The sequence below is a fragment of the Litoribacterium kuwaitense genome (genome assembly GCF_011058155.1).
Lineage (GTDB): Bacteria > Bacillota > Bacilli > Bacillales > DSM-28697 > Litoribacterium > Litoribacterium kuwaitense.
Genome location: NZ_JAALFC010000030.1, coordinates 1 through 22,754, shown reverse-complemented (window position 1 = coordinate 22,754; position 22,754 = coordinate 1). Strand labels below are relative to the sequence as shown.

Here is a 22,754-nt window from a genome sequence, read left to right as displayed (position 1 = left end):
AGGTTTTACAATGAACGAATTAACGATTGTAAATCAAAATGGTCAGCTACTTGCTGATAGCCGTGACGTGGCTTCTTTGATCGACAAGAGGCATGACCATTTGATAAGAGACATTGAAGGCTATTCAGCCGTTTTAGATCAAACCCCAGATTTGGGGGCTGACCAATACTTCATTGCAAGTACGTATCAAGTAGGGACTGGGAAGAACTACAAGCGATACTTGCTCACCAGAAAAGGGTGTGAATTCGTAGCGAATAAAATGACTGGTGATAAAGGTATACGGTTCACAGCAGAATATGTTTCAAAATTTCAGGAGATGGAGCAAATTATATCAAATAATGCCCCTATATCAGAAAAAGAACAACTTTTAGCTACTATGCGCCTTTCCATGATGCATGACGAAGAGCTAAAAGGAATCCGTAGCAATATCACGGCATTAGAGACGAAGGTGGATAATATGGTCACGCTGACCGCAGGTCAACAACGCCTTCTACAAAAAGAGGTATCAAAACGAGTCGCAACCTTACTAGAATCATTGGATGAAAGACATTTGCAGTTAGTAGCTTTATCACCTGAAAGAGATAAGGCGAAAAGGAAGTTATATTCACAGCTTCATAGAGCAATCAAAGATAGCTTTGCAGTTCCGTCATACCGGGACATACGCACTCAAGATTATCAAGAAGCAGTGAATTTTATTAAGGCTTGGCGTCCGAGATTGGTGGCATGATGAATGATTCCGGTGTATTTACCAACCCTTGTTCTATGACACACTTAATAAGATTTTGGAAGAAGGTAGATTCTAATGAATAAGTTTTATTGGCATAGAGGTTCTTTAGATGAAAGTGTGAATAACGAAGTTAGTGTCAATGACTTCGAGGAATTGTATCAGGTTATTAAAAAGTATTTAATGGGTTTTGGTGTTCCTCTCAATAAACATGATATAGATATAAAATTTTACGGGTTCGACAAAAGAATTAAAGAAAGTAGATATATCGTAACCGTAGCAGGTTATGGAGTTGTCGGTTGGACTAACAAAGACCTAAAAACCACACAAACCGATAAATTCAAACGAGGTGATTTCTGATGTTTTTACATCAGTTTTCACTCTCAAAGTTAAATACCTAAAAAATACGTCCTGCGGAAGAACCGAGGGCACTTTCAGATAACGGAGCAATCCGTGTCTGTTGGTGTCCTCTTTTTTATTCAGAAAGGAGACAGACATGGAGACGAAGCAGAAGCCACAGAAGAAGGAAGAGCTCACGGACTGGGATTTAAAAGAATTGATGGGCATGAACAGGCAGACATACGAACGACGAGGCGGAGCACTCAGACGAAAGGGCGGGAAGTGATGAATCCAAAAATACAGCAATTCAGTGAACAGTGGAACGAGGCAGTCAGAAGGTTACATGAGCAAGCAATGGAGATTGCAAAAAGGCTTGAAAATCTATTCGGAGAGATCAAAGACTTGTCCGCATTATATGACGAGCCAAAGCCTACTAAACATCGACACGAACGCCAAGGATGGCGCGCACAGCGTTTTTATATGCCTCACCAAGTCATTGATCGCAGACCACACAGAACACACGCACGGACTAATATATAAGGGGTGATCTGATGAATAAACAGGAGATTGCGCAATTACTCAAGGATTATCACTGGATGGTCAATGAGATTAAGAGGCAGAGAGAGCTATTAAAGGATTTCCCCGGCGCTACCACTGGCAAATACGGCATCGAGGCGACACAGCCAAAAGCTCCGTACCAAACTGGCGATCCGGTAGCTCGTGAAGTGGAACGGAGATACGGAAAATATAAGTGGGTCGAGAAGTTAGAGCAGCGTGTGACGTTTGTTCAAGAGAGAATCCATGTGATCCAGGCTGAAAGAGAAAAGGCAGTGCTTGAATGTATGCTGGATGGGATGAGCATGGTTGCTATATCACGTCATATGGGATTGTCAGAGCGTCATGTTTTTAGACTTCGTGACAGCGTAGTGGATAAAATGTCAGGAATGTCAGGAATGTCAGGGTTGGCAGGGTAATTGCAAAGTTTTCACACGTGGGAGTAAAATTAAGGGCAGGACGGACAGGTTAATTTGTAACGCATTTGCACTACGTCACGCAAAAGCGTCTATGTCGAAACCTGTCGATCTCTCATTATAGAAAATTGTCACCTTTTCCCTCATGATTGTGGTGGGGGAGGTGAAAACATTGACCGTTAAGCGCATTATAGAAAGAATGACTCCAGCGCATGAGCAAGATGATGATTTTAGATTCTATGTTTCCGACCTTTTGTCTTTGGGGCAATTCCAAGATGACGCTGCAGTTAATGGGATAGCTAAGTTAATTGTAGATAAAGGACCTGAAGAATTAACACCCAAACAAAAGAATCTATTTGCTAAATATGGATTAAGTGAACATCTTTACACCGAGTATTGTAAATGGTGCATGCAAGAAATTAGTTGGAATGAAATGTTGTCGGCTATTGAAGATGATTTGTGTTCGTACTGTAGAAATAAAATAGAAAAAGATGATTAGATGAATTTGAGCGACAAGCGCAATTAGCGCATTGATCGCTCTTTTTATGTTCCAAAACAAGGAGGTAGAAGCATGGACAGAAACTTCTTTGAAGATTTCACGGCTCGTTTGATTGAGCAGGAAAACGAAACTGATAAAGAATACAAGAAAATTAGCAATGAGATCGATGAACAGCGCATGAGAATGGAGCAGAGAAGAAAAGAACGGGGGTTCTTGCGGTGAATCTACCCGAACGCATAAAAATTGCAGGAGTTCATTACGATGTTGAGCCATTTGAAGACGAAGAGAACTATGGTACGTGTTTATACACCAAGCTATTAATCAGAGTTGACCCACGCCTAAAACAACGAAAGCAAGAGCAAGTACTTGTGCATGAGATGCTTCATGCAATCTATCTCGAAGCCGGGTACAAAGAGCATGACGAAGAGGTAATTGATAGAGTGTCCAAAGTGCTCTATCAAGTGCTTTGTGATAACGATTTTAAGTTTGGCGGGAGGGTGAAACATGGAGGATAGACCATTGAAAAACACACTGCACGCTAAGATTCCGAAGAGTTTATTTTTGTATGTATATGTTGCTAAAGCGCTCTATAAAACTAGAATCATTTCATATGACGATGCTCGCGGACTAGTAGTGAGAAAGGTACTCAAAATAGGACAGCAACGCAGAGACAAACAGCAAAAGTGCTAGTTTCAAAACAAACTTAACAACAAGGAGGCGGCGGTGAATGTAGATGGCTAACGAGAAACAAATCAAAGCGTATAAGGACTATGTAGAGAAAAATTTGCTTTAGCTTACAAAGGTGGTGAAGTCATGTCTGGGCGAGGGCGAAAAAGTAAATATCAAACCCATGTTGCACCGCACCTAAAGGACATAGAGCATTGGTGTAGAGATGGGATGATTGAAGAGGAGATTGCCAAACGTCTAGGCGTGGCGGTCTCCACTTTTAATGTGTACAAGAATGATTATCCAGAATTACAGGAAGCCTTAAAAACAGGCAAACAGGAAGCTGATTACGCTGTTGAAGATGCTTTATTTAAAAGGGCATTAGGCTATGAATACGAAGAAGAAACCTATGTTGCTGTAGAAATGAACCGCGAAGAGTACGATCTAAAAGTGGATATTGAGCTAGAGAAATGGAATGAAAAGAATCCCAACGCGACACAAGCGGAAAGGGATTCTTTTATTATGTCCATTCCTAAGACCAAACAAGTGTTGGAGAAGAAAGTCAAAAAGCAAATATCCCCTGATGTAACAGCACAAATATTCTGGCTTAAAAACCGAAAGCCTGCTGATTGGCGTGACAAGCAGGACATCGAGCATTCCGGCGGCGTTACTAACCAAGTGGATTTATCTGGACTGAGTGTTGAGGAGTTGAAAAAGCTTGCGAACTCCGACGATAACAACTGAACAACGCGAAGCACTAGCACAAGCAGCCAGAGATGAACTTGCAAGACGTTCTTTCAGAGATTATTTAGTTCGTGTGCATAGAGGTAACTACAGGCACTTTAAACACACGTCATATGTCGCGGAACGACTTGAAGCTATCGCCAACGGTGAGCAGAAGCACATCATTATAGAAATGCCGCCGCGTCATGGTAAATCAATGACCGTAACAGAATCGTTTCCTTCGTATTATTTAGGGAAAAACCCTAGCAAACGTGTTATCACAGCTTCATATTCAGATTCATTAGCACGCAAATTCGGACGACTAAACCGTGAAAAACTCAATGAGTACGGTAGTCGTCTTTTTTCTGTATCTTTATCGACAATTAATGCAGCGCAAAATAACTGGGGTATCGAGGGGTATCGAGGCGGAATGATTGCAACAGGTATCGGTGGTTCAATCACCGGTGAAGGGGCAGACCTCCTACTCATCGATGACCCATTTAAGAACAAAGAAGAAGCCGACTCTCAAACAATTCGCGAAAAAGTATGGGGAGAATGGGAAGCAACACTCTCAACAAGGCTTCACAAAGGTGGCTCTGTCATCGTCATCATGACGCGGTGGCACGAGGATGATCTTGTGGGACGTCTCTTAGAGCGAAGCCCTTACAACTGGGAGCGCATTCGGATGCCGGCACTTGCCGAGGATTCAGACGACCTGCTCGGACGTCAGGTTGACGAGCCTCTATGCCCAGAACTTGGGTTTGACGAGGAATGGGCGAAAAACAAGAAAATAGAGGTCGGAAGTCGTACTTGGACGGCACTTTATCAACAAAGGCCGTCGCCAGGTCAAGGGAACATCTTCAATCGCGGATGGTGGAAGTATTATAAGAAGCTTCCGACACGTTTTGATGAGGTCTTGCAGTCTTGGGATTGTACGTTTAAAGATAGTGACAGCTCTGACTATGTAGTCGGTCAAGTGTGGGGGCGTGTAGGTGCTGATCGTTACTTAATCGATCAAGTTCGCGGCCGTATGGATTTACCAACAACCATGCAGGCGATACGTAACCTGACGAGCGAATACCCTGAGGCAAAAAGTAAATTGATTGAGGATAAAGCAAATGGTCCGGCTGTTATTCAAATGCTTAAACGTGAGATCACAGGGCTTATTCCAGTCAATCCGGAGGGTGGTAAGGTAGTTCGCGCCCAAGCTGTTTCGCCTGAGGTGGAGGCAGGAAATGTTTATTTACCTGATCCGACCATAGCGCCTTGGATTAATGATTTTGTAGAGGAAACGGCGTCCTTCCCTAATGGAGCTAATGACGACCAAGTTGACGGTATGTCACAGGCGTTGAATAGGTTTAGTAACAAAAACAATAGATTGAAAATCAGAAACAAATCAGCATTTGGATTATAAGGTGGTGAGTTTGTGTATCGATTGGACATTGAAGAACCAACAGTAGAGGTTATTAAGAAGTTAATAGATGAGTACGATGATTCGACTGCAGAAAAACTGCAAAACTACTATGACGGCAACCAAGACATTCTCAAACGTAAGTTCGAGGATGATTCAAAGCCCAACAACAAGATTGTGACGAACTTCTGTAAGTACATCACTAACGTGTCGGTAGGTAACTTTATCGGCGTTCCTGTTAGTTACTCTAGCGAAGACGAAGATTACATGCAGCAGTTACAAGACATATTTAATTTCAATAACGAGCAACAAGTCAACGCTACTCTAGCGCGCACAGCTAGCATCCGTTCAAAAGCATTCGAGATTGTATACACAACGACTGATGATAGCGGGCAGCTACAAATACGTTTTGCGGAGTTAGATCAAGAAGAGCAAAACGTCATCATCGTGTATGATCGCTCAATTGAGAAAAAATAGTCATGGCCATTCGTTTTTTCACGTACGAGGATATTGTAAGTGACAAGGACACAACAGAAATTTATGTCTACACAAAAGACCGTATCTTTCGGTATGAGAAAAAGAATGAGGATGTTTATTTTGTTGATGAGCAACCACATTTCTTTGAAGAAGTTCCTATCGTGCCTTATTGGAATAAGGAAGAAGGCGGAAAGGGCGATTTTGAAGACATTCTAAGCCTTAATGACGCTTATAATCTTCTTCAGTCTGACGACATTAACGAGAGTAATTATTCCAACGATGCTTATTTGATCATAAAAGGTATGGATGTTAAGCCTGAAGATGTATCTGAAATGAAAGAGAAACGCGCTATCGAAGTAACAGAAGACGGAGATGTCCAGTGGCTAACCAAACAACTCAATGACGCATGGAAAGAGAATCTCAAAAACCGCATTGTCGAGGATATTCATAAGATAAGCGGAACTCCTGATGTGACGGATGATAATTTTGCAGGGAATGCTAGTGGTGTATCAATGCGATATAAGCTCCTGCCATTTGAAAACAACCGTTCTCAAAAGGAAAGGGAATTCAAAAAGGGCTTACAACGTCGTATTCGGTTAATCACAAACATGCTCAATAAACAAGGTCACAATTACAACTGGCGTGATGTTCAAATGACATTTACACCCAACCTTCCTGTTAACGAGAAAGAAGAGATCGATAGTGTTATTAAGCTCGCAGGCACTAAGTTAGTCAGCATGGATACATTGCGAAATTATCTATCGATTGTCGATGATTCTCAGCTAGAAAAAGAGAAAATCGATCAAGAACACGAGGAATTACTAGAACAAGAAGGACAATATACGATCGAAGAAGCTTTAAAGGACGAGGCTTATGAAGAGCTTCCGTGATTTAAAAGAGAGACTAGAGAAACTGACCGATCGAAAAGAAAGGGATGTCGCCAAAAGATACGCTTTGTTACTAAAAGAGATTCAAGCGTTGGTATCTAAGCGATATAAAGAATACGAGCAAGACGGTAAGCTCACCTATACCGAAATGGCGAAGTACAATCGCTTGAAGAAGCTTGAGAAAGATATCATTCGCGCGGTCAACTCAAAAGAAACCGGATTAAGAAACGAAATACACGGTCACTTAACAGATCAATACAAAGAGTCGTACTACAGAACAGGTTATTTGATCGAAACAGAAGCGGAAGCTAAGGCGTCATATACAACTCTACGTGACGAGGTTATCGATGAAGCAGTGAATACGAATTTCACAGGACTCACATTAAATGACCGATTATCAAAAAGACGCGCTGAGCTAATTGTCAACATGAGAGAAACAATAGTACGAGGACTTCACGAAGGGCAGACATATAGCAAGATGATAAAACTTATTCAAAATGAACTGGAAGGCGATAGAGCTAAAGCGCAACGTATCGTTAGAACTGAAGCTCACCGCATCAGGGAGGCCGCTAGTTTAAATAGCGCCACGTACGCTGAAGCAAAAGGCATCATCACGATAAAAGTCTGGAACACCGTTAAAGACGAGAGAGTGCGCGAAAGGCATGAAAGATTAGATGGTGTTGAGGTTAATAAGGTTGACGGTGTATTTGAGATCGATGGCTATACTGCCGAAGCTCCTTCGCAATTCGGAGTTGCAGAATTAGACATAAATTGTCGATGCTACCTCACATATCGAATCGAAAAGGTAAAACGTCCCAAAAACACAAGGGCGAAAGAATTAGCTTTTGCAGAATGGCAAAAGGAGATGATCTCTTGAAGTAGGCTTCGCTTCGCGGTCATGCGATGTATGAACATGAAGGGGTGTGGTACTTTTCGGATACAAATGAAGGTGAATAAGCTTTTAAAACATTCGAGAGGGGAATAACAATGGAAAATTTAAAAATCTTTATTAATAACAATGTCTTGTGGTATTTAAAACAGCTATTACCTTTGACATACAGAACTAATTATAAAGACGAGACAGGAGTTAAACGATTCGTCGTATGGAAGATGTGGTTTGGTCGTTGTTTCGCGATTGACGATTACGCCGTAAAAGAAAATTGAATTGAATAAGCATGAATGGTAAACGCCGAATAAGGCGTATTTTTTATGTCCAAAACTTACTGAGGACGTTAAAAGCTGTAAGGATATCAGCCGACGGGCGTTAAACGGATGGAGGAATAACAATGAAATCAAATACATTTGAACGACTATTAAAGTTGAATCTTCAATACTTTGCCGAAGAAGGCGAAGAGGAAGACAGCCAAGATCAGACAGACACTCCTGACGAGGGGGAGGAAAAGACGTTTACGCAAGAGGACATGGACAACGCTATCCAACAACGTCTAGCGAAAGAAAAGAAGAAATTCGAACAAGAACGTAAGAAGCAAGAGAAAGAAATGCGTGAGCAAATCGAACAAGAAAAGAAAGAAGCTGCTGAACTAGCAAAGCTTAGCGAGGAAGAACGTCTCAAGGTAGAAGCTGAGAAGAAAGAGATGCAACTCAAACAACGCGAAGAAGAGCTTAACGAAAAGGAAAAAGAGTTTCAGCGCAAGAAACTTGAAATGGATACCGTTGAAGTGCTTCGCGAGCGCAAATTACCGCCACAATTCGCATCTCTCGTGCTTGGTGAAGACTCAGAGGACACACTTAACAATATCGTGACATTTCAAGAGGAATGGCAAGAAGCTATTGAGGCAGAGGTGAACAAACGACTAGCAACAGACACACCGAGTGTCGGAACCAAGAATAAAGGAACTTACAACCCATGGAAAAAAGAAACTCGTAATCTCACGGAACAAGGTCGTATATTGCGAGAAAATCCAGAATTAGCACAAAAACTAAAAACGCAAGCAGGCGTAAAATAAAACAGGAGAGTGAATCAATATGCCATCAACAAAAATTGCTGATGTAATCGTACCTGATGTTTTTAACCCTTATGTCGTAGAAAGAACAGCCGAACTTTCTGCTTTTTATCAAAGCGGAATTATTTCCAATAACGAAGAGTTGAATCGACTTGCAACTAGCGGTGGCAGAATCCTCAACATGCCGTTCTGGGAAGATTTGAACGGTGATGATGAGGTTCTTTCGGATCAAACGCCACTTAAACCGAATAGAATCGAATCTAGTAAAGATGCCGCTGTCCTTCATTTGAGAGGTAAGGCTTGGGGTGTTAACGATTTGGCTAAAGCATTAAGTGGAGATGACCCAATGGCAGCTATCGCCGATTTAGTTGCTGACTACTGGGCTCGTCAATGGCAGAAGCTAACGCTCGCAACACTTGAAGGGGTGTTCGCTGCACCTTCTATGTCTGACAATGTACTAGATGTTTCAGGAGAGACGGACGGCGTGTTTGATGGTGATAGCTTCATTGATGCTTTGCACCGCATGGGTGATGCAGAATCACGTTTAACGGCTCTAGGTGTACACTCAGCTACTTATGCCTCAATGCGTAAACAAGGGTTGATTGAATTTATTCGAGATCAAGACAATAACATTGACTTTCCTAGTTACATGGGGAAACGACTAATCATTGATGATTCTATGACTGTCGAAGAGGTTACACCTGCCGAGGGCGATCCTTACAAAGCTTATACCACGTATTTGTTTGGACAAGGCGCAATCGGATACGGAGAAGGAGGCGCGCCAGTGCCTACAGAAACTGATCGTGACAGCTTGCAAGGGGAAGACATCTTGATCAACCGCCGTCACTTTATCATGCATCCGCGAGGCGTACGTTTCATGGATAAAAGTGTAGCAGGTGAAGCACCAACCAACGCTGAGTTAACAGATCAAACAAACTGGCAGGCGGTATATGAACCTAAAAACATCCGTATGGTCGCATTTAAACACAAACTACTGTAAGAGAGCGCATTGCGCTCTCTTTTTAATTGGAGGGTTGATGAATGCACAGTGTATTACATGATCCGCACGGAAAACCTGTCCAAGAAAATAATCCTCTGCCAGTTAAATTAGTCGATGGCGGAGGCGGTGGAGGAGGTTCTAGCATGAGGTTTCTTTTTGGTGATACAGCCCCAGACGCTAGTCTAGGTGCACCCGGTGATGTTTATTTAAATAATTCAAATGGCGACTTCTATCAGAATCAAAACGGGTCGTGGAATGTTGTTGGGAATTTAAAAGGACCTAAAGGAGATCAAGGTCCCCAAGGCGATACAGGTCCACAAGGACCACAAGGAGATACAGGCGCAAAGGGTCCAAAAGGCGACAAAGGTGACCCGGGCGCTGATGGCACGGACGGATTTGGAACAGAAGCACAATACAATGACATCATTTCTCGCTTAGAAGCCTTAGAAGGAGCAGGAGCATAATGGGATTGGCTAGCTTCCAACGCATGAGGCTCTTGCAAAAGGAGCGTGAGCGCATTGAAAAAAGGTCGAGTGAAACGCGGAGCACCGAAGGACAAGCGACTCAAGCAAAACCGAAAGAATCGACGAAAGAAATCGAAGAAATGACGGTTCCTGAATTAAAGGAATTAGCAAAAGCGCAAGACATAGAAGGTCACTCCACCATGAAGAAAAAAGAACTTGTGGAGGTGCTTCGAGATGTCACCTGAAGAGCAGTTTTATCAAGATATTCTGACGTTAGCAGGCGTGGAAGATTCTCCTGTTTATCGCTTGGAAGTAGACGCTGCATTAGAGTACGCAAACCAATACTGTAAAACTAATTACACCAAAGAGGATGCGCCGGCAGGATTTAAAAAAGGCATTGCGGTACTTGTGGCAAGCGCTGAACAAATGCCTAACGTGGCAAGCGAAAGTGTGGCTGGCGAATTATCTGTCTCGTATGACACTAATACCACAGCAACAGCCTCTCATTATCTTAAGCCATATGTGAGGGTGGTGTTTCACTGATGGGTGTGAAAATCAAAGACAACAACAAAATTCCTGACCTCATGAAAAATCTGTCCGGCATGAAAAAGCGTCAATTAGAAGTAGGTGTGCTTGAAGACGGCGAACAAGCCATGATTGCTCATGTGAACGAATACGGCGTCGATATTGATGTAACAGACGAGATGCGAGGCTATCTATCAGCAATGGGCTTGCACTTGCGTAAAGACACAACGGTGATTCGCATTCCGGAAAGGAGCTTCCTACGCTCAGGGTGGGACGAAAACGAAGATGACATATCTAAGAAAATCGAAGACTTGTTACCGGAAGTGCTTGATCTAGACATAGACCCAGAGACATTTATAGATATGATAGGTCTTGAAGTTGTGGGCAGGCTGAAAGATCGATTGATCGAGGTTTCAGACCCGCCTAACCACCCGTTCACTGAAGAACAAAAGGGTTCAAGTAATCCACTCGTCGGCAGAGAGGGAAGCTTGTTGGATTCCATAACACACAGGGTGAAATAGATATGTTTAACTACAAACGTCAATTTAAACGATACGGAAAGTCGTTTGTCGCCGTGGTAAACGGCACTGAAGGTTATTACGACAAAGAAACTGGTGAGTATGTACCTCCACAAGAACCCAAGGAAGAAAATATGATGGGCATTATCGCCCAAGTAGGTGATGATGACCTAAAAAATGACGAGGGTGGTCTTCTTACTGTTGAAGATAAGAAGATACTCATCGACACAGATCATTACAGCTTACACAGAGATCAAAAAGTGGTTGTCCAAGGGGAAATCTACCAAGTTAGAAAAATTGCTCCATACAGCTTATATAGCCATTTTATGAAGGTGTATATAAAGAGGGAGTCTGTATGATTGATTACAATAAAATAAAAGAAACGTTACGCGCAGTCATCTGGAACGATCTTGGGTGCTTTTTTGTGGATTTAGAGAACGGAGACCCAAGACCAGACAATCAAGATGACATCGACACATTTATAAGCCACAAGTTCACAAGTCCTTATATCCCGCAAAAGGGGTATGAAGCGAATAACGCGGATGACCTTAATTATGTAACTCACCCAACCATGACGCTTTCGTTAACTGTTTACAGCTCTAGCAAAGGCGACGCGCTTAACAAGGCGCACCAACTAAAGCAGTGGTTTGCATTTCATGGTTACGAGTACTTAAAAGAGAACGAATTGATCATTGTTTCAACCAGCGCTATCCAAGATCGCACAACATTCTTGGAGACTAGATATGACAATAGAGTAGGATTTGATGCGACAATTCGTGTCGTTGATCAAGAAGTTAGAGAGATAGACTTAATTAGTAAGGTTGATCTCAATAAAGAACAAATAGGAGAGTGAGACGATGACCATCAGGGATGTCGAGGTCGTTATTGACAGAAGGACTCAATCAGTTTCACAGACTGGTTTCGGTACGCCTCTAATACTAGCGAGCACTAAAGATCACCCTTTCACCACATACAGCACAATTGAAGCATTATCTGCCGATTTTGATGAATCTACAGGAATATATAAAAGGGCAAACAGAATCTTCTCGCAGAATCCACGACCAGAAAAAATTGCGGTGTTGGGGGTAGCTTATGATTCTGAAACTGCTGATCCTACAGCATTTACAACCACCTTGAATGATAACGCGCAAAAAGATTTCTATTTCTTGTTTTGTGAAGTAGAAACTCAAGCAGTAGTTCAAGAGTTGTCTGGTTGGGCAGAAGCGAATAAAAAGCTCTATTTCTTCAATTCAGATGACCCTTCTATTCACGGGACATTACAAAGTGATTACACAGTCGCAGCACTTCACACTGACGCAGAGTCATACCTTGCAGAAGGTTGGGTTGGTGTGTGCGCTCCTCAAGACCCAGGATCAATCACATGGAAGTTTAAAACTATTACAGGTATCACTGAAGCTGATTACTCGGCATCAGAAATTGATGAGATTGTTGAGGACGGAGGGAACACATACATTCGTCAAGGTGGCGTTTTGCACACTTACGACGGACGCACGACAAGCGGTGAGTGGATCGATGTAATTCGGTCACAACACTTTATTGAAGAGAGAATTAAAGAATCTGTATTTCAGACCCTTGTTTCAGCTCCTAAAGTCCCTTATGACAGCCGAGGAATCGCGATGATTGAAGTTGCTATTGAAAGCGTGCTGAAAACCGCCTTCAGCAACGGCATGATCGCAGCGGATGACGATGGTCAAGCCTTGTACAGTGTTTCAACGCCAAGTCGGAATGAAATTTCATCCACTGACAGAAAAAATCGCGTTTTGCCGGATGTAACATTTGAATTTGAGTTAAGCGGAGCTATTCATAAGACGAAAATTCATGGCGTCATTAGAGTTTAAGGAGGTTTTATACAATGAACTACGATCCAAAAGAAGTGAACGTCATTTTAGGAGGAACTTACCTCGCTGGCTTTGCAGAAACGATGGTATCTGCCGAAAAGGACGAGGATGACTTTACGCCAACATATGGAGCGCAAGGTGAATATAGCGTTGCGGAAAGCCACAACACTCTAGGGACGGTTACAGTAACCTTACAACACACTTCGCCTAGCATTTCTTACATTCGCAGTTTAGTGAATAGAAGAGCAACTGTGCCGTGTTTTGTTGTTGATTCAAACGATTCAAGCAAAATGAAAGCAGGTGGAAGTGAAGCGCGCATCCTAAAGACACCCGGGTTCGAGCGTGGAACTGAAATAGGAGAAGTAGAAATTGAAATCAAAGTGTTTGACTACAAGGAGGAATAACATTGGCTAAACAAAAAGAATTTGAATCAAACGGACAAAAATACATCTTTCAACGACCTCCCTTGTCTTATGTCGGCAAAATGACAGACGACAGCAAAGATCAAAACGGACGTCTAATTCCAGAGAAGTATTATCGTAAAATCATGGAGAATGTCATTGTTTCTCCTAATGTTGATTTTTCTTTCTTTGATGAGATTGAACAGAATAAAGAAAAAACTTTCAAACCATACGACACCGAGTACACTTTTGTGTATCCGGGAGCGAAAAAGATTGCCGAGATGGAATATGACATGCAGGACGGTAGAGGCGCGCCTTCTGAATTGAAAACTCATGAGCAACTTATGAAGCATATCATTCGAGTGGACGGTGAAGAGGTGAGCTTTGATTTCTTTGAAGAATCAGATGAAGTAGGCGAGTTCTTTGAAGTGATCGATGAGGCAGCTAAATTCTTTAAGGATAATGAGTTTAAAGAGGTGGTGGGCGAAGCGGTCGCCTTCTTTCGAGGCAAGAAAAAGTAAACAGGGATACCGACAAGCAGCAAGAAGGGAATGGCCTTGGATAAGGCTACTCCTTTCAGACTTGTCAGTTACTTACAGCGAGGTTTTAGAAATGGATGCAGATCATGTTTATATGTTAAATGCAGCAATAGACATTGCGGCGGAGCAACAAGAGAAGAAAATGAAGAAGAAATAATTGTAACGATTCCTCGTATACTCTAAAATAGTAAATATATGCTATCGAGAGGGTGAGGGAATGAAGCGATTAATCGTTTTGCTACCTTTGTTGTTATTGGTAGTGGCATGTGGTCCTTCATTTGATGAAGAGGGATTTGAAAAAGTTAATAACTACGCAGACGAAATGATTCCGTTGGTGGAAGAAACAAACTTTGAGTTGATTGCCCAGATTGAAAATGAACAATTGAACGAATCAGCCGAAGAGTATGCAGATAAGATAAAATCCATCAATGACAATTACTGGAAAGATGGTTCTATAGCTGGAATATCTGAAGAGGAACTTGAAGAATGGCAGATAAAAATGTCACGCGGAAATATGGAATGGGATATACAAGGTGAGGATTTGGCGGATACACTTTACGAATTGAACGCTGATAGCGATTATTTAGCAAACGCCATTAATGATGTAATAGAAGAATCCACCGAAGAAACTGAAGAACGACTTATACGAGCAATCGAAAGTTCTCAAAACTCCGCTGAGCAATTAAGAAAAGTTATATATAACAAATAAGAAGCATCCTCCTTGAGGGTGCTTTTTTAGTTCCCTTAAAAAGGGGTGTTTGAATGTCAGTAAGAGATTTGATGGTAAGTATAGACTTCCAAGCTGATTTAGGCGCTTTAGATTCCATGAACGATTACACGGATGACCTTACGTCTAATTTGGCAGGTATGGGATCAGTAGGAGATGGAGCCTTAGGAGATATCGGAGATGCTGCCGAAAACACAGAAGGTAGCATGGAGGGTTTAGAGGAAACTTCAAAGAGTTTATTTGATGTTCTCGCTGATAACTGGGATAAAGTAACCATAGGAGCTGCAGGTGCAGGTGCAGGGATAGAGTCTTTGGCTCAAACGCAAAATGAGCTAACAGAGCAAACAGATCGATTAGCAATGGCCACAGGTAACAATAGTGAAGAAATGAGGCAGGCGGCAATCGACATCGCCAATGTTACGTTTCCTCTCGAAGATGCCCTTGACCTAATGGAAACAGGACGACAACAAGGAATAGAGAGCACTGATCAGTTAAAAGAGTACGCTTCGTTTTGGGATACTGTAGGGGATGCGACCGGACAGGCTGGTCCCGAACTAGGTAAAGCGTCAGTTGGTTTGCGATCTGTCGGTATCGCAGCAGGCGAGGAATCCGAAGCTTTGTCTTCGTTTGGTTATATAACCGAAAACACCACTTCGAATGTAATGGAATTTTTAAATTTTATAGAAAAAACGGGTCCAGAACTAAGAGATATGGGCATGAACATAGATGATGCCGCCGCGATCATAGGAGTGCTTGAAAATGAATTTGGGATGGCTGGAAGAACAGCTAGACAAGAATTTCGTTCTGCAGTAAATGAAGCAGATGGGGATATGGGGAAGCTGTTTGAAACCCTAGGAATAACTCAAGACACGTTTGACGACTATTCAAACAGTGTGAGTGAATCCTCAGATATAATCCAAAGGAATGCAGATAATCACGCGGAATCATACACGGTGCTTCAAAAACTCCAGCATGCAGCATCTGAAATGACTTATCAATATGGCGATTTGATAAATGCGGCGTCAGCATTAGTTCCGATATTATTTATTCTTGGTCCGGCGATCAAAGCGGTATCAGTGGCGACAAAAATCTTTAATGCGTCGTTGTGGACATCACCAATCACATGGATAGTCGCAGGAATCGTCGCGCTCATAGCCGTCGTCATACTTCTATGGAAAAACTGGGATACCGTTTCGGCGGCGTTAATAACAGCGTGGGAATGGCTGAAAACCACAGCGATCGGCGTATTCACTGCCATAGGAACGTTTATAACCGATATATTCACAGCAATAAAAGACTTCTTCGTTAACGTTTGGAATAGCATCGTTAACGCTGTTGGTGTTGCACTAAATTGGATTTGGACAACAATTGTAACGATTTTCACAGCAATTTTTACTTTCTATGTAAGCATTTGGATGACAATTTTCAATGCAACAATTACTGTTGTCACAAGCATCTGGAATTTCATCGTGAGTATATTCAACTTCATACGAAATACGATCATGACGATTATGACAGCGATTTGGACGACGATCCAAAACATCTGGACAACAATATCTAATACAGTTTCAACAATCTTAAACGGTATGCTGACGACCGTCACGACGATATTCACCAATATGGTTTCAACAATATCGAACTGGATGAATAACGCCTTTACGACGATCCAAAACATTTGGGGAAATGTCATGGGTTTTTTCGGTGGCATTAACTTGATGAGTGTAGGATCTGATATTATGCAAGGGCTTATCGAAGGGATTAAAAACAAAGCTACAGCAGTTATTGAAACAGTGACGAATATAGGAGCGAGTATCAAAGATAGTATCACGAGCTTCTTTGGAATAGCTTCACCGTCAAGGCTTATGATGGGTTACGGTGACGACATAGGAGCAGGCTTACAAATAGGTCTGGATGATTCAGCTATGAATGTAGCCAGGAGCGCTCAAACACTCGCCGAAAGGGGAAATCCAAGCTCTTATTACACGCCTGGACAAGGTGGATCAACGAACTACAACAGAGGAAATTCCTATAGTTTCTCTACAGAAATATACGTTACTGGAAGCGAGAACGAAGAAGATAAAAGAAATGTCGAAAGAGAATGGAAACGTCGAGTAAGAAGGTGGCACGAAGAGTTTCACCGTGAAATAGAGGTTCGGGAGGCGTAAGAATTGGCTAGTATAGGTGGGGTACATTTCAATGTTATATCAGAAAGCCGTAACTACAACAACGAAGTGACCAGTCATTCAGTAGAGGACGATAAAACGATAACAGACCACGTAAAACCTGATCCTATTTCATTTGCGATAGAAGGTATTGTTACAACTGACGCTAGCACTGTACACCGTGATTTACTGAGGTTGAGAGCAAGTAAAACGTTACTAGATTATAAAGGACGTTCAACAATTAAAAACGTCATCATAGAAAGGCTCAAAACAGATGTAGATGAAAAAATCGCGAATGGTTTTAACTTCAGTATGACAATCAAACAAGTGCGCTTAGCTCGTCCTTCCACAGTAAATCTTTTGCCCGTTAGCCTCAAAGCGGATACATCGGACATCGGCAATGCAGGGAGGGTTCAATTGACATGATTCTACCTGTATATAAGGATCGGATTCCCTACAGATTTGACACTGAAATTCAAGGCGAGGTGTTCACTTTTGAGATTCATTACAATGGAGATTATGACTTTTTCACCTTTGATCTACTCAAAAATGAGCAGATTATTATTTTGGGCGAAAAAATTGTATACGGAAGACCATTGTTTGAGTCGCTCTCCGATATTCGTTTACCGAAATCAATAATCACACCCCTTGATCCGTCTGGTGAAGAAAATGAGATAACATATGATAATTTCACGGAGACAGTAAAACTGTTTGTGGAGGAAGTGGCATGAACCAGTTTATTCGGAAAGCGAACATCATATTAGGGACGTCGAATCTGTCGTCAGAGCGCTATGATTTTGAGTTTGATGTTGAGTTCGACGACACTTCCAAAAAAGATTTAGCTGAAGTGGTTTTTTATAATCTATCTCATGATCGAATCAACTCGATTAAAAAAGGTACACCCATCATTATCAACGCCGGATATGAAAATGACGTCGGTACCGTGTTTTTAGGCGCGGTATATGATATGGATACAATCAAAAGAGGCGTTAATAGGGAGACCACAGTCAAGGCTGTAGACGCGACAGATCAAAGGGATAAGCTTAAGGTCAATAAAACTTACAAAGAAGGAACAAGAGCTTCTCAGATTATCGCAGACTTATGTCAGATTGTAGGTCTATCAATCGGTAAGTTGGAATTACCTAAAGATGTTCAATATAGAAACGGAAAGAACGAACAAGGCGTCATACTACAGAGGTTAAAATTGCTTGCTAAGGATAGTGGTGCGAAGTTCAATATTTCTAAAGGTATGGCGTATTTTCGTCCGCCCGGCAGTGGTGATGATGTGCAGTTTATTTTCTCACCGGAACGAGGATTGATAGGAAGTCCGGAGCCTTTTATCGATGAGGACGAAGATGAAAATGAGTTGAAGGGTTTTAACGTATCAGCCTTGTTGAACCACCGAATTCAACCGAATAGCATCGTTAACATAGAAGCGAAAGATGTGAAGGTGAAGGGACGTGTGCGGAGTGGTACGCACTCTTATTCAGATAGAGAAATGATCACTGAAATGGAAGTGGTTGTATGATTCACACAAGTGTTATATGCAAAATCGAAAAATATGAAGAGTCTACCGGAATTGCTGATTTAGAGCCGTTGTTTCTGGATGAGAACGGAAGTCCTTTACCGAAGGTCATTAATGCACGCGCTCAAAGGCAAAGGTTTAAGATGCCAAAGAAAATTGTTTTGGAAGGTGGATCGGTGAATCATTCTCCAATCCCTGATATGGGTACATCTCACACGATTAACAACGGTGATATAACCGTTTCATATGAAGACAGTCAAACCGAAGATGTGATTTTATTTCCTTTCTACGAAAAAGGCGACATAGTTCTTGTGTCTATACCAGACTATGATTTGTCAGATGCTATAAAAGGCAGAAAAGGCAACGGCGATTCAAAGGAGCCTCATGGATTAACCTCAGCGATCATCACAGGACTGGTAGGTGATATGACTTGAAGGCGTTGAACGTAGATGAAACAGGTGATCTAGTCTTAGTGGATAATCAGCTCACGGAAGTTGCAGAAAAAGAGGAAATCAGGCAAAGGTTTCGCGATACACTCAAAACAAACAAGAATGAGTGGTTCCTTGATCCACTAGAAGGTCTTGATTATTCGGTTGTGCAAGGGAAGGACGTAGACACAGAGTATGTTCAAGATGCTTTGGACGACGTAGCAGAACAGGTTGAAGAAGTAGATAGAATAAAAAATTTAACTTTAGAATCAGATCGGAGCAAACGAACGCTTTCGATCTTTTTTATTGTTGTTTTAACAAATGGTGATGAGTTGGAGATGAGGGAGGTGTTTTAGTGTTTGGTCTTACGAAAGATGGGTTTAAACGTAAGCGTTATGTCGATATTCGCGCTGAACTATCAAGTGAATGGAAAAGGTTGTTCGGTGAAAACTCAAGCACAGAAAGCGGAATCAACGGAAAACTTATTTCTTTGATTGCCTTCGGTTTATCAGGTGTATGGAAACTAGCAGAAAAGGTATACAATGGCGGTTTTGTACACAAAGCTACTGGCCGAACTCTCGACGGTTTGGTTGACAATCGCCTGATGAGACGCAGACCTGCCGAAAAAGCAAAAGGTCTCATTGAAGTAACTGGCGACGAAGGTACGTTAATTGAATCAGGGTTTATCGTCAGTAACGGAAAACAAACGTACGAGACAACAGAGAACGCAACCATATCCGGAGCAGGCACTGTCGAGATTCCTGTTATAGCTCAACTCGCAGGTAGTGATAGCAATACAGAAGCTAACACCGTAACAGACATCGTGACGCCTCTTGTTGGTGTAAGTGATGTTGTTAACCCTGACCCAATTTCAGGCGGTCGAGATGAGGAAACAGATGAAGAATTAAAAGAAAGATATGACCAGTCCCACAGCACAGGTAATTCACCTTCTACAAATGGAATAAGGGCTGAGGTGTTAGGGGTTGAAGGTGTACGCACAGCTACTGTAGCGGAAAATCTATCACTTGAGACTGACCAAAGCGGCAGACCGGGCAGAAGCTTTGAAGTGTTTGTTATTGGCGGAGAAGATAACGATATTGCAAAAGCGATCTTTAGAAGAAGAGCTGCAGGAATACAACCGTATGGCCAAATAACTATAGACATCGTTGACGATTCAGGGAACATAGTGCCTGTTGGGTTCTCACGCGCTGAAGAAGTTTATATTTACTTCAATGTGCAAGTTGAAACAGACAATGAATTCCCTGCCGATGGATATGAGCAAGTCCGTACGGCGATTATTCAATATGTTGGCGGAACTGACTATGACGGCAATGTGTACACAGGATTAACAGCAGGTCAGGATATGATTTTTACGATGGTTGTTTATGAAATACACAAAATTACAGGAGTGACAAGCATTCCTGTGTTAGAGATAGGTACTGATCCTGACAACCTATTGCCGATGAACACAATTGAAATTAACCCTACTCAAGTAGCTATGACAGATTACGAAAAGGTGACTGTGTCATGAAACTCTTGAATCTTCTTTCAGATGCTTACAACAAAAATCCTAACTCTAATTTAAGGAAGGTAATAGGTCTTGTCACATCACAATTGGACGAACTGACAGCCACATTTGAAAAAATAGAAGCGTGGCGTGTGATTGATAATGCAAAAGGGCAAACGCTAGATGATATAGGTCGTGACTCGGATCAGCACAGAGGAAAAGCGACAGATGAGATATACCGCATCATGCTTCGTTCAAAAACAGCTCGTGACATGTCGGAAGGCGACACAAATACAATCATTGAGGTTCTGTCCATGGCGATAGATGCCGATCCATCAGAGATCAGCATACAAGAAACATGGACAGATGATAGTCCTGAGCCAGCCGGGTTAAGAATCATCGAAATACCGATTCAAAGATTAAATGAAGTCGGAATGTCTAGTAAGCAATTCGTTCAATTCGTCGCAGGAACGGTGGCTGCAGGAGTAGCGGTCAAATCTGTCGATCTGCAAGGCACTTTTGAATATGGCGGTGTACCACTTGAAAATGATTTAACCAAAGGATTTGGGAGCATAGATTCTAATAACGGTGGTTATTATGGAGCGCTCTATAATCCTGATGAAATTCCTGTGTAGAAAGGGGTTTTTAAATGGAACTCAATACAGAACTTCCAGAATGGAATGCGCAAGGCGTTAAGCCGCCGCAATCAAAGTTAGACGCAGGGTGGCAAGAAGGGGATAAACCTCCGGCGCAGTGGCATAACTGGTTCTTCCACCAAACCTATGAATCTTTAAAAGAAATCGTAGAAAAATCTATCAGCGCAGAGCAACTTGATACTCACATCACCGACACCACGAACCCCCACGCCGTCACGAAAGCGCAGGTCGGTTTATCCAACGTCGATAACGTTAAACAAGCTTCAAAAGCGGAGTATGACGCATTTTACGACCAGTTTGCCGATCACGTTAACGACATAGTTTCTCACACGCTGTTTATCGACGCGACCGCAAACGGCAACGAATACAGCGTACACCTACCGATGCCATCGTTACCGGACGGCTTGTCCTTAGCGCTAAAGGTAGACGCAGATTCGACTGGCGCCGTAACGCTCAAGCTGACGAATGAGCCGGCAAAACCGATTAAAAACGGCAACGGTACGGACGTCATTCTCAGCGCAGGCGGCGTATATCCGGTGCGCTTTAGTGCGGTAGACGACGTGTTTTACCTACAAGGCGAAAACGCGGCGGAGCAGGTGAAGAGACACGCAGACAAGACGGACAATCCGCATGGCGTGACGAAGGCGCAGGTCGGGCTTGGCAACGTAACAAACGTCAGACAGGCGAGTGAGGTAGAGTTCAACAACCACGTATCAGACTACGTAAACCACACGCCGTACGCGTCAGCCACCGGAACGAACAACTACGCTGTAACGCTTAACCCGGCGCCGGTTCGTTGACGGACGGTATGTCGGTGTCTTTCCGGGTAAATAACGCGGCGACGGGCGTGACGACGTTAAATGTTAACGGTAAGGGCGCTAAGCCTATTCGTAAGTCGGACGGCAAACAGGTTGACGATCTTAAAGCTAACGGCATTTATACGGTGAGGTATAACGCAAGTACGAATGCTTTTATATTACAGGGTGAAGGGGGGGATTATAGCCTAGGGGATTTTATACAAGATAAAAACTTTGAGTATTTGCCTGTGATATGGTCTTTTGCGGGACATACAAGTTACGTCTATGCAGTAGCAGTAGATGCAGATGGGTACGTCTATAGTGGGGCGCAGGACAATACTGTAAAGAAAATCTCACCTTCTGGGGACGAAGTATGGACTTTTACAAGGCATTCAAGCGCTGTCTATACAGTAGCAGTAGACGCAGATGGGTACGTCTATAGTGGGGCGCAGGACAACACAGTGAAAAAAATCTCACCACAAGGTGTTGAGGTATGGACTTTTACAGGGCACACACACAATGTCTATGCAGTAGCAGTAGATGCAGATGGGTACGTCTATAGTGGGGCATCGGATGATACAGTAAAGAAAATCTCGCCACAAGGTGTTGAGGTATGGACTTTTACAAGGCATTCAAGCGCTGTCTATACAGTAGCAGTAGACGCAGATGGGTACGTCTATAGTGGGGCGCAGGACAACACAGTGAAAAAAATCTCACCCTCTGGGGGCGAAGTATGGACTTTTACGGGGCACACTGGCTCTGTCTGGGCAGTAGCAGTAGACGCAGATGGGTACGTCTATAGTGGGTCATTGGACGATACAGTAAAGAAAATCTCGCCACAAGGTGTTGAGGTATGGACTTTTACAGGGCACACACACAATGTCTATGCAGTAGCAGTAGATGCAGATGGGTACGTCTATAGTGGGGCGCAGGACAATACTGTAAAGAAAATCTCACCTTCTGGGGACGAAGTATGGACTTTTAC

At 42.6% G+C, this 22,754-nt stretch carries 34 protein-coding genes; all 34 read left to right on the top strand.

Features of this window, described 5'->3' with window-relative positions; all coding sequences use genetic code 11:
- Window positions 1–10: 10 nt before the first annotated feature.
- The gene (locus tag G4V62_RS13900; RefSeq protein ID WP_165203199.1) at window positions 11–727 is read left to right on the top strand and encodes a Rha family transcriptional regulator; all 717 of its coding nucleotides are present in this window, start codon (window positions 11–13) and stop codon (window positions 725–727) included.
- A 75-nt stretch (window positions 728–802) separates the two neighbouring features.
- Window positions 803–1,084 carry a hypothetical protein gene (locus G4V62_RS13895; RefSeq protein WP_165203197.1) on the top strand — a complete coding sequence of 94 codons (282 nt, stop codon included), beginning with the start codon at window positions 803–805 and terminating at the stop codon, window positions 1,082–1,084.
- Window positions 1,085–1,177: 93 nt separating this feature from the next.
- On the top strand, window positions 1,178–1,603 hold the full coding sequence (locus G4V62_RS13890) for a hypothetical protein (protein ID WP_165203195.1): 426 nt from the start codon (window positions 1,178–1,180) through the stop codon (window positions 1,601–1,603).
- Window positions 1,604–1,614: 11 nt separating this feature from the next.
- Complete coding sequence (locus G4V62_RS13885) at window positions 1,615–2,037, top strand: LuxR C-terminal-related transcriptional regulator (protein WP_165203193.1); 423 nt, start codon at window positions 1,615–1,617, stop codon at window positions 2,035–2,037.
- A gap of 169 nt (window positions 2,038–2,206) precedes the next feature.
- The gene (locus G4V62_RS13880) at window positions 2,207–2,533 is read left to right on the top strand and encodes a hypothetical protein (protein ID WP_165203191.1); all 327 of its coding nucleotides are present in this window, start codon (window positions 2,207–2,209) and stop codon (window positions 2,531–2,533) included.
- A gap of 72 nt (window positions 2,534–2,605) precedes the next feature.
- On the top strand, window positions 2,606–2,755 hold the full coding sequence (locus G4V62_RS13875; RefSeq protein ID WP_165203189.1) for a hypothetical protein: 150 nt from the start codon (window positions 2,606–2,608) through the stop codon (window positions 2,753–2,755).
- Window positions 2,752–3,048 (top strand): ImmA/IrrE family metallo-endopeptidase, encoded by a 297-nt coding sequence (locus tag G4V62_RS13870; RefSeq protein ID WP_165203187.1) that lies wholly within the window; start codon window positions 2,752–2,754, stop codon window positions 3,046–3,048. Before G4V62_RS13875 ends, G4V62_RS13870 begins: the two co-directional genes overlap by 4 nt.
- A gap of 298 nt (window positions 3,049–3,346) precedes the next feature.
- Window positions 3,347–3,943: a helix-turn-helix domain-containing protein gene (locus tag G4V62_RS13865; protein ID WP_165203185.1), complete on the top strand. Its 597-nt coding sequence runs from the start codon at window positions 3,347–3,349 to the stop codon at window positions 3,941–3,943.
- A complete protein-coding gene (gene terL / locus G4V62_RS13860; protein WP_212508792.1) occupies window positions 3,918–5,336 on the top strand; it encodes a phage terminase large subunit in 1,419 nt (472 codons plus the stop codon). The genes G4V62_RS13865 and terL overlap by 26 nt, the downstream gene beginning before the upstream one ends.
- A 12-nt stretch (window positions 5,337–5,348) precedes the next feature.
- A complete protein-coding gene (locus G4V62_RS20650) occupies window positions 5,349–5,810 on the top strand; it encodes a phage portal protein (protein WP_165203183.1) in 462 nt (153 codons plus the stop codon).
- Between the two features lie 2 nt (window positions 5,811–5,812).
- On the top strand, window positions 5,813–6,700 hold the full coding sequence (locus G4V62_RS13850; RefSeq protein ID WP_165203181.1) for a phage portal protein: 888 nt from the start codon (window positions 5,813–5,815) through the stop codon (window positions 6,698–6,700).
- Window positions 6,684–7,574 carry a phage minor head protein gene (locus tag G4V62_RS13845; RefSeq protein WP_165203179.1) on the top strand — a complete coding sequence of 297 codons (891 nt, stop codon included), beginning with the start codon at window positions 6,684–6,686 and terminating at the stop codon, window positions 7,572–7,574. The genes G4V62_RS13850 and G4V62_RS13845 overlap by 17 nt, the downstream gene beginning before the upstream one ends.
- Window positions 7,575–7,983: 409 nt before the next feature.
- On the top strand, window positions 7,984–8,664 hold the full coding sequence (locus G4V62_RS13840) for a capsid assembly scaffolding protein Gp46 family protein (RefSeq protein WP_165203177.1): 681 nt from the start codon (window positions 7,984–7,986) through the stop codon (window positions 8,662–8,664).
- 19 nt (window positions 8,665–8,683) lie between these two features.
- The gene (locus G4V62_RS13835; RefSeq protein WP_165203175.1) at window positions 8,684–9,661 is read left to right on the top strand and encodes a major capsid protein; all 978 of its coding nucleotides are present in this window, start codon (window positions 8,684–8,686) and stop codon (window positions 9,659–9,661) included.
- 41 nt (window positions 9,662–9,702) lie between these two features.
- On the top strand, window positions 9,703–10,125 hold the full coding sequence (locus G4V62_RS20375) for a hypothetical protein (RefSeq protein WP_281359576.1): 423 nt from the start codon (window positions 9,703–9,705) through the stop codon (window positions 10,123–10,125).
- On the top strand, window positions 10,125–10,370 hold the full coding sequence (locus G4V62_RS13825; protein ID WP_165203173.1) for a Rho termination factor N-terminal domain-containing protein: 246 nt from the start codon (window positions 10,125–10,127) through the stop codon (window positions 10,368–10,370). Before G4V62_RS20375 ends, G4V62_RS13825 begins: the two co-directional genes overlap by 1 nt.
- Window positions 10,360–10,668 (top strand): hypothetical protein, encoded by a 309-nt coding sequence (locus tag G4V62_RS13820; RefSeq protein WP_165203171.1) that lies wholly within the window; start codon window positions 10,360–10,362, stop codon window positions 10,666–10,668. The genes G4V62_RS13825 and G4V62_RS13820 overlap by 11 nt, the downstream gene beginning before the upstream one ends.
- Window positions 10,668–11,171, top strand: a complete 504-nt coding sequence (locus tag G4V62_RS13815) for a hypothetical protein (protein WP_165203169.1) — start codon at window positions 10,668–10,670, stop codon at window positions 11,169–11,171. Before G4V62_RS13820 ends, G4V62_RS13815 begins: the two co-directional genes overlap by 1 nt.
- A 2-nt stretch (window positions 11,172–11,173) precedes the next feature.
- A complete protein-coding gene (locus G4V62_RS13810) occupies window positions 11,174–11,527 on the top strand; it encodes a hypothetical protein (RefSeq protein ID WP_165203167.1) in 354 nt (117 codons plus the stop codon).
- On the top strand, window positions 11,524–12,021 hold the full coding sequence (locus tag G4V62_RS13805) for a phage neck terminator protein (protein ID WP_165203165.1): 498 nt from the start codon (window positions 11,524–11,526) through the stop codon (window positions 12,019–12,021). Before G4V62_RS13810 ends, G4V62_RS13805 begins: the two co-directional genes overlap by 4 nt.
- A 4-nt stretch (window positions 12,022–12,025) precedes the next feature.
- On the top strand, window positions 12,026–13,027 hold the full coding sequence (locus tag G4V62_RS13800) for a DUF3383 family protein (protein WP_165203163.1): 1,002 nt from the start codon (window positions 12,026–12,028) through the stop codon (window positions 13,025–13,027).
- Window positions 13,028–13,041: 14 nt separating this feature from the next.
- Window positions 13,042–13,431 carry a phage structural protein gene (locus G4V62_RS13795; RefSeq protein ID WP_165203161.1) on the top strand — a complete coding sequence of 130 codons (390 nt, stop codon included), beginning with the start codon at window positions 13,042–13,044 and terminating at the stop codon, window positions 13,429–13,431.
- Between the two features lie 2 nt (window positions 13,432–13,433).
- Entirely contained in the window at window positions 13,434–13,949 is a 516-nt protein-coding gene (locus tag G4V62_RS13790) for a hypothetical protein (RefSeq protein WP_165203159.1), read from the top strand.
- Between the two features lie 235 nt (window positions 13,950–14,184).
- Entirely contained in the window at window positions 14,185–14,676 is a 492-nt protein-coding gene (locus G4V62_RS13785) for a hypothetical protein (RefSeq protein ID WP_165203157.1), read from the top strand.
- A gap of 53 nt (window positions 14,677–14,729) precedes the next feature.
- The gene (locus G4V62_RS13780) at window positions 14,730–16,859 is read left to right on the top strand and encodes a phage tail protein (RefSeq protein ID WP_165203155.1); all 2,130 of its coding nucleotides are present in this window, start codon (window positions 14,730–14,732) and stop codon (window positions 16,857–16,859) included.
- 3 nt (window positions 16,860–16,862) lie between these two features.
- Window positions 16,863–17,282: a phage baseplate protein gene (locus G4V62_RS13775; RefSeq protein ID WP_165203153.1), complete on the top strand. Its 420-nt coding sequence runs from the start codon at window positions 16,863–16,865 to the stop codon at window positions 17,280–17,282.
- On the top strand, window positions 17,279–17,587 hold the full coding sequence (locus tag G4V62_RS13770; RefSeq protein ID WP_165203151.1) for a phage baseplate plug family protein: 309 nt from the start codon (window positions 17,279–17,281) through the stop codon (window positions 17,585–17,587). The genes G4V62_RS13775 and G4V62_RS13770 overlap by 4 nt, the downstream gene beginning before the upstream one ends.
- Entirely contained in the window at window positions 17,584–18,384 is an 801-nt protein-coding gene (locus G4V62_RS13765; protein ID WP_165203149.1) for a phage protein, read from the top strand. The genes G4V62_RS13770 and G4V62_RS13765 overlap by 4 nt, the downstream gene beginning before the upstream one ends.
- Window positions 18,381–18,815 (top strand): hypothetical protein, encoded by a 435-nt coding sequence (locus tag G4V62_RS13760; protein ID WP_165203147.1) that lies wholly within the window; start codon window positions 18,381–18,383, stop codon window positions 18,813–18,815. Before G4V62_RS13765 ends, G4V62_RS13760 begins: the two co-directional genes overlap by 4 nt.
- Window positions 18,812–19,165, top strand: coding sequence for a contractile injection system sheath initiator (locus G4V62_RS13755; RefSeq protein WP_165203145.1), 354 nt, complete (start codon window positions 18,812–18,814; stop codon window positions 19,163–19,165). Before G4V62_RS13760 ends, G4V62_RS13755 begins: the two co-directional genes overlap by 4 nt.
- Entirely contained in the window at window positions 19,165–20,340 is a 1,176-nt protein-coding gene (locus G4V62_RS13750; RefSeq protein ID WP_165203143.1) for a baseplate J/gp47 family protein, read from the top strand. Before G4V62_RS13755 ends, G4V62_RS13750 begins: the two co-directional genes overlap by 1 nt.
- Window positions 20,337–20,951, top strand: coding sequence for a hypothetical protein (locus G4V62_RS13745; protein WP_165203141.1), 615 nt, complete (start codon window positions 20,337–20,339; stop codon window positions 20,949–20,951). The genes G4V62_RS13750 and G4V62_RS13745 overlap by 4 nt, the downstream gene beginning before the upstream one ends.
- A gap of 14 nt (window positions 20,952–20,965) precedes the next feature.
- Window positions 20,966–21,772, top strand: a complete 807-nt coding sequence (locus G4V62_RS20870) for a hypothetical protein (protein ID WP_165203137.1) — start codon at window positions 20,966–20,968, stop codon at window positions 21,770–21,772.
- A 14-nt stretch (window positions 21,773–21,786) separates the two neighbouring features.
- On the top strand, window positions 21,787–22,754 hold a 968-nt coding region (locus G4V62_RS13735; protein WP_165203139.1), incomplete at its 3' end, for a WD40 repeat domain-containing protein.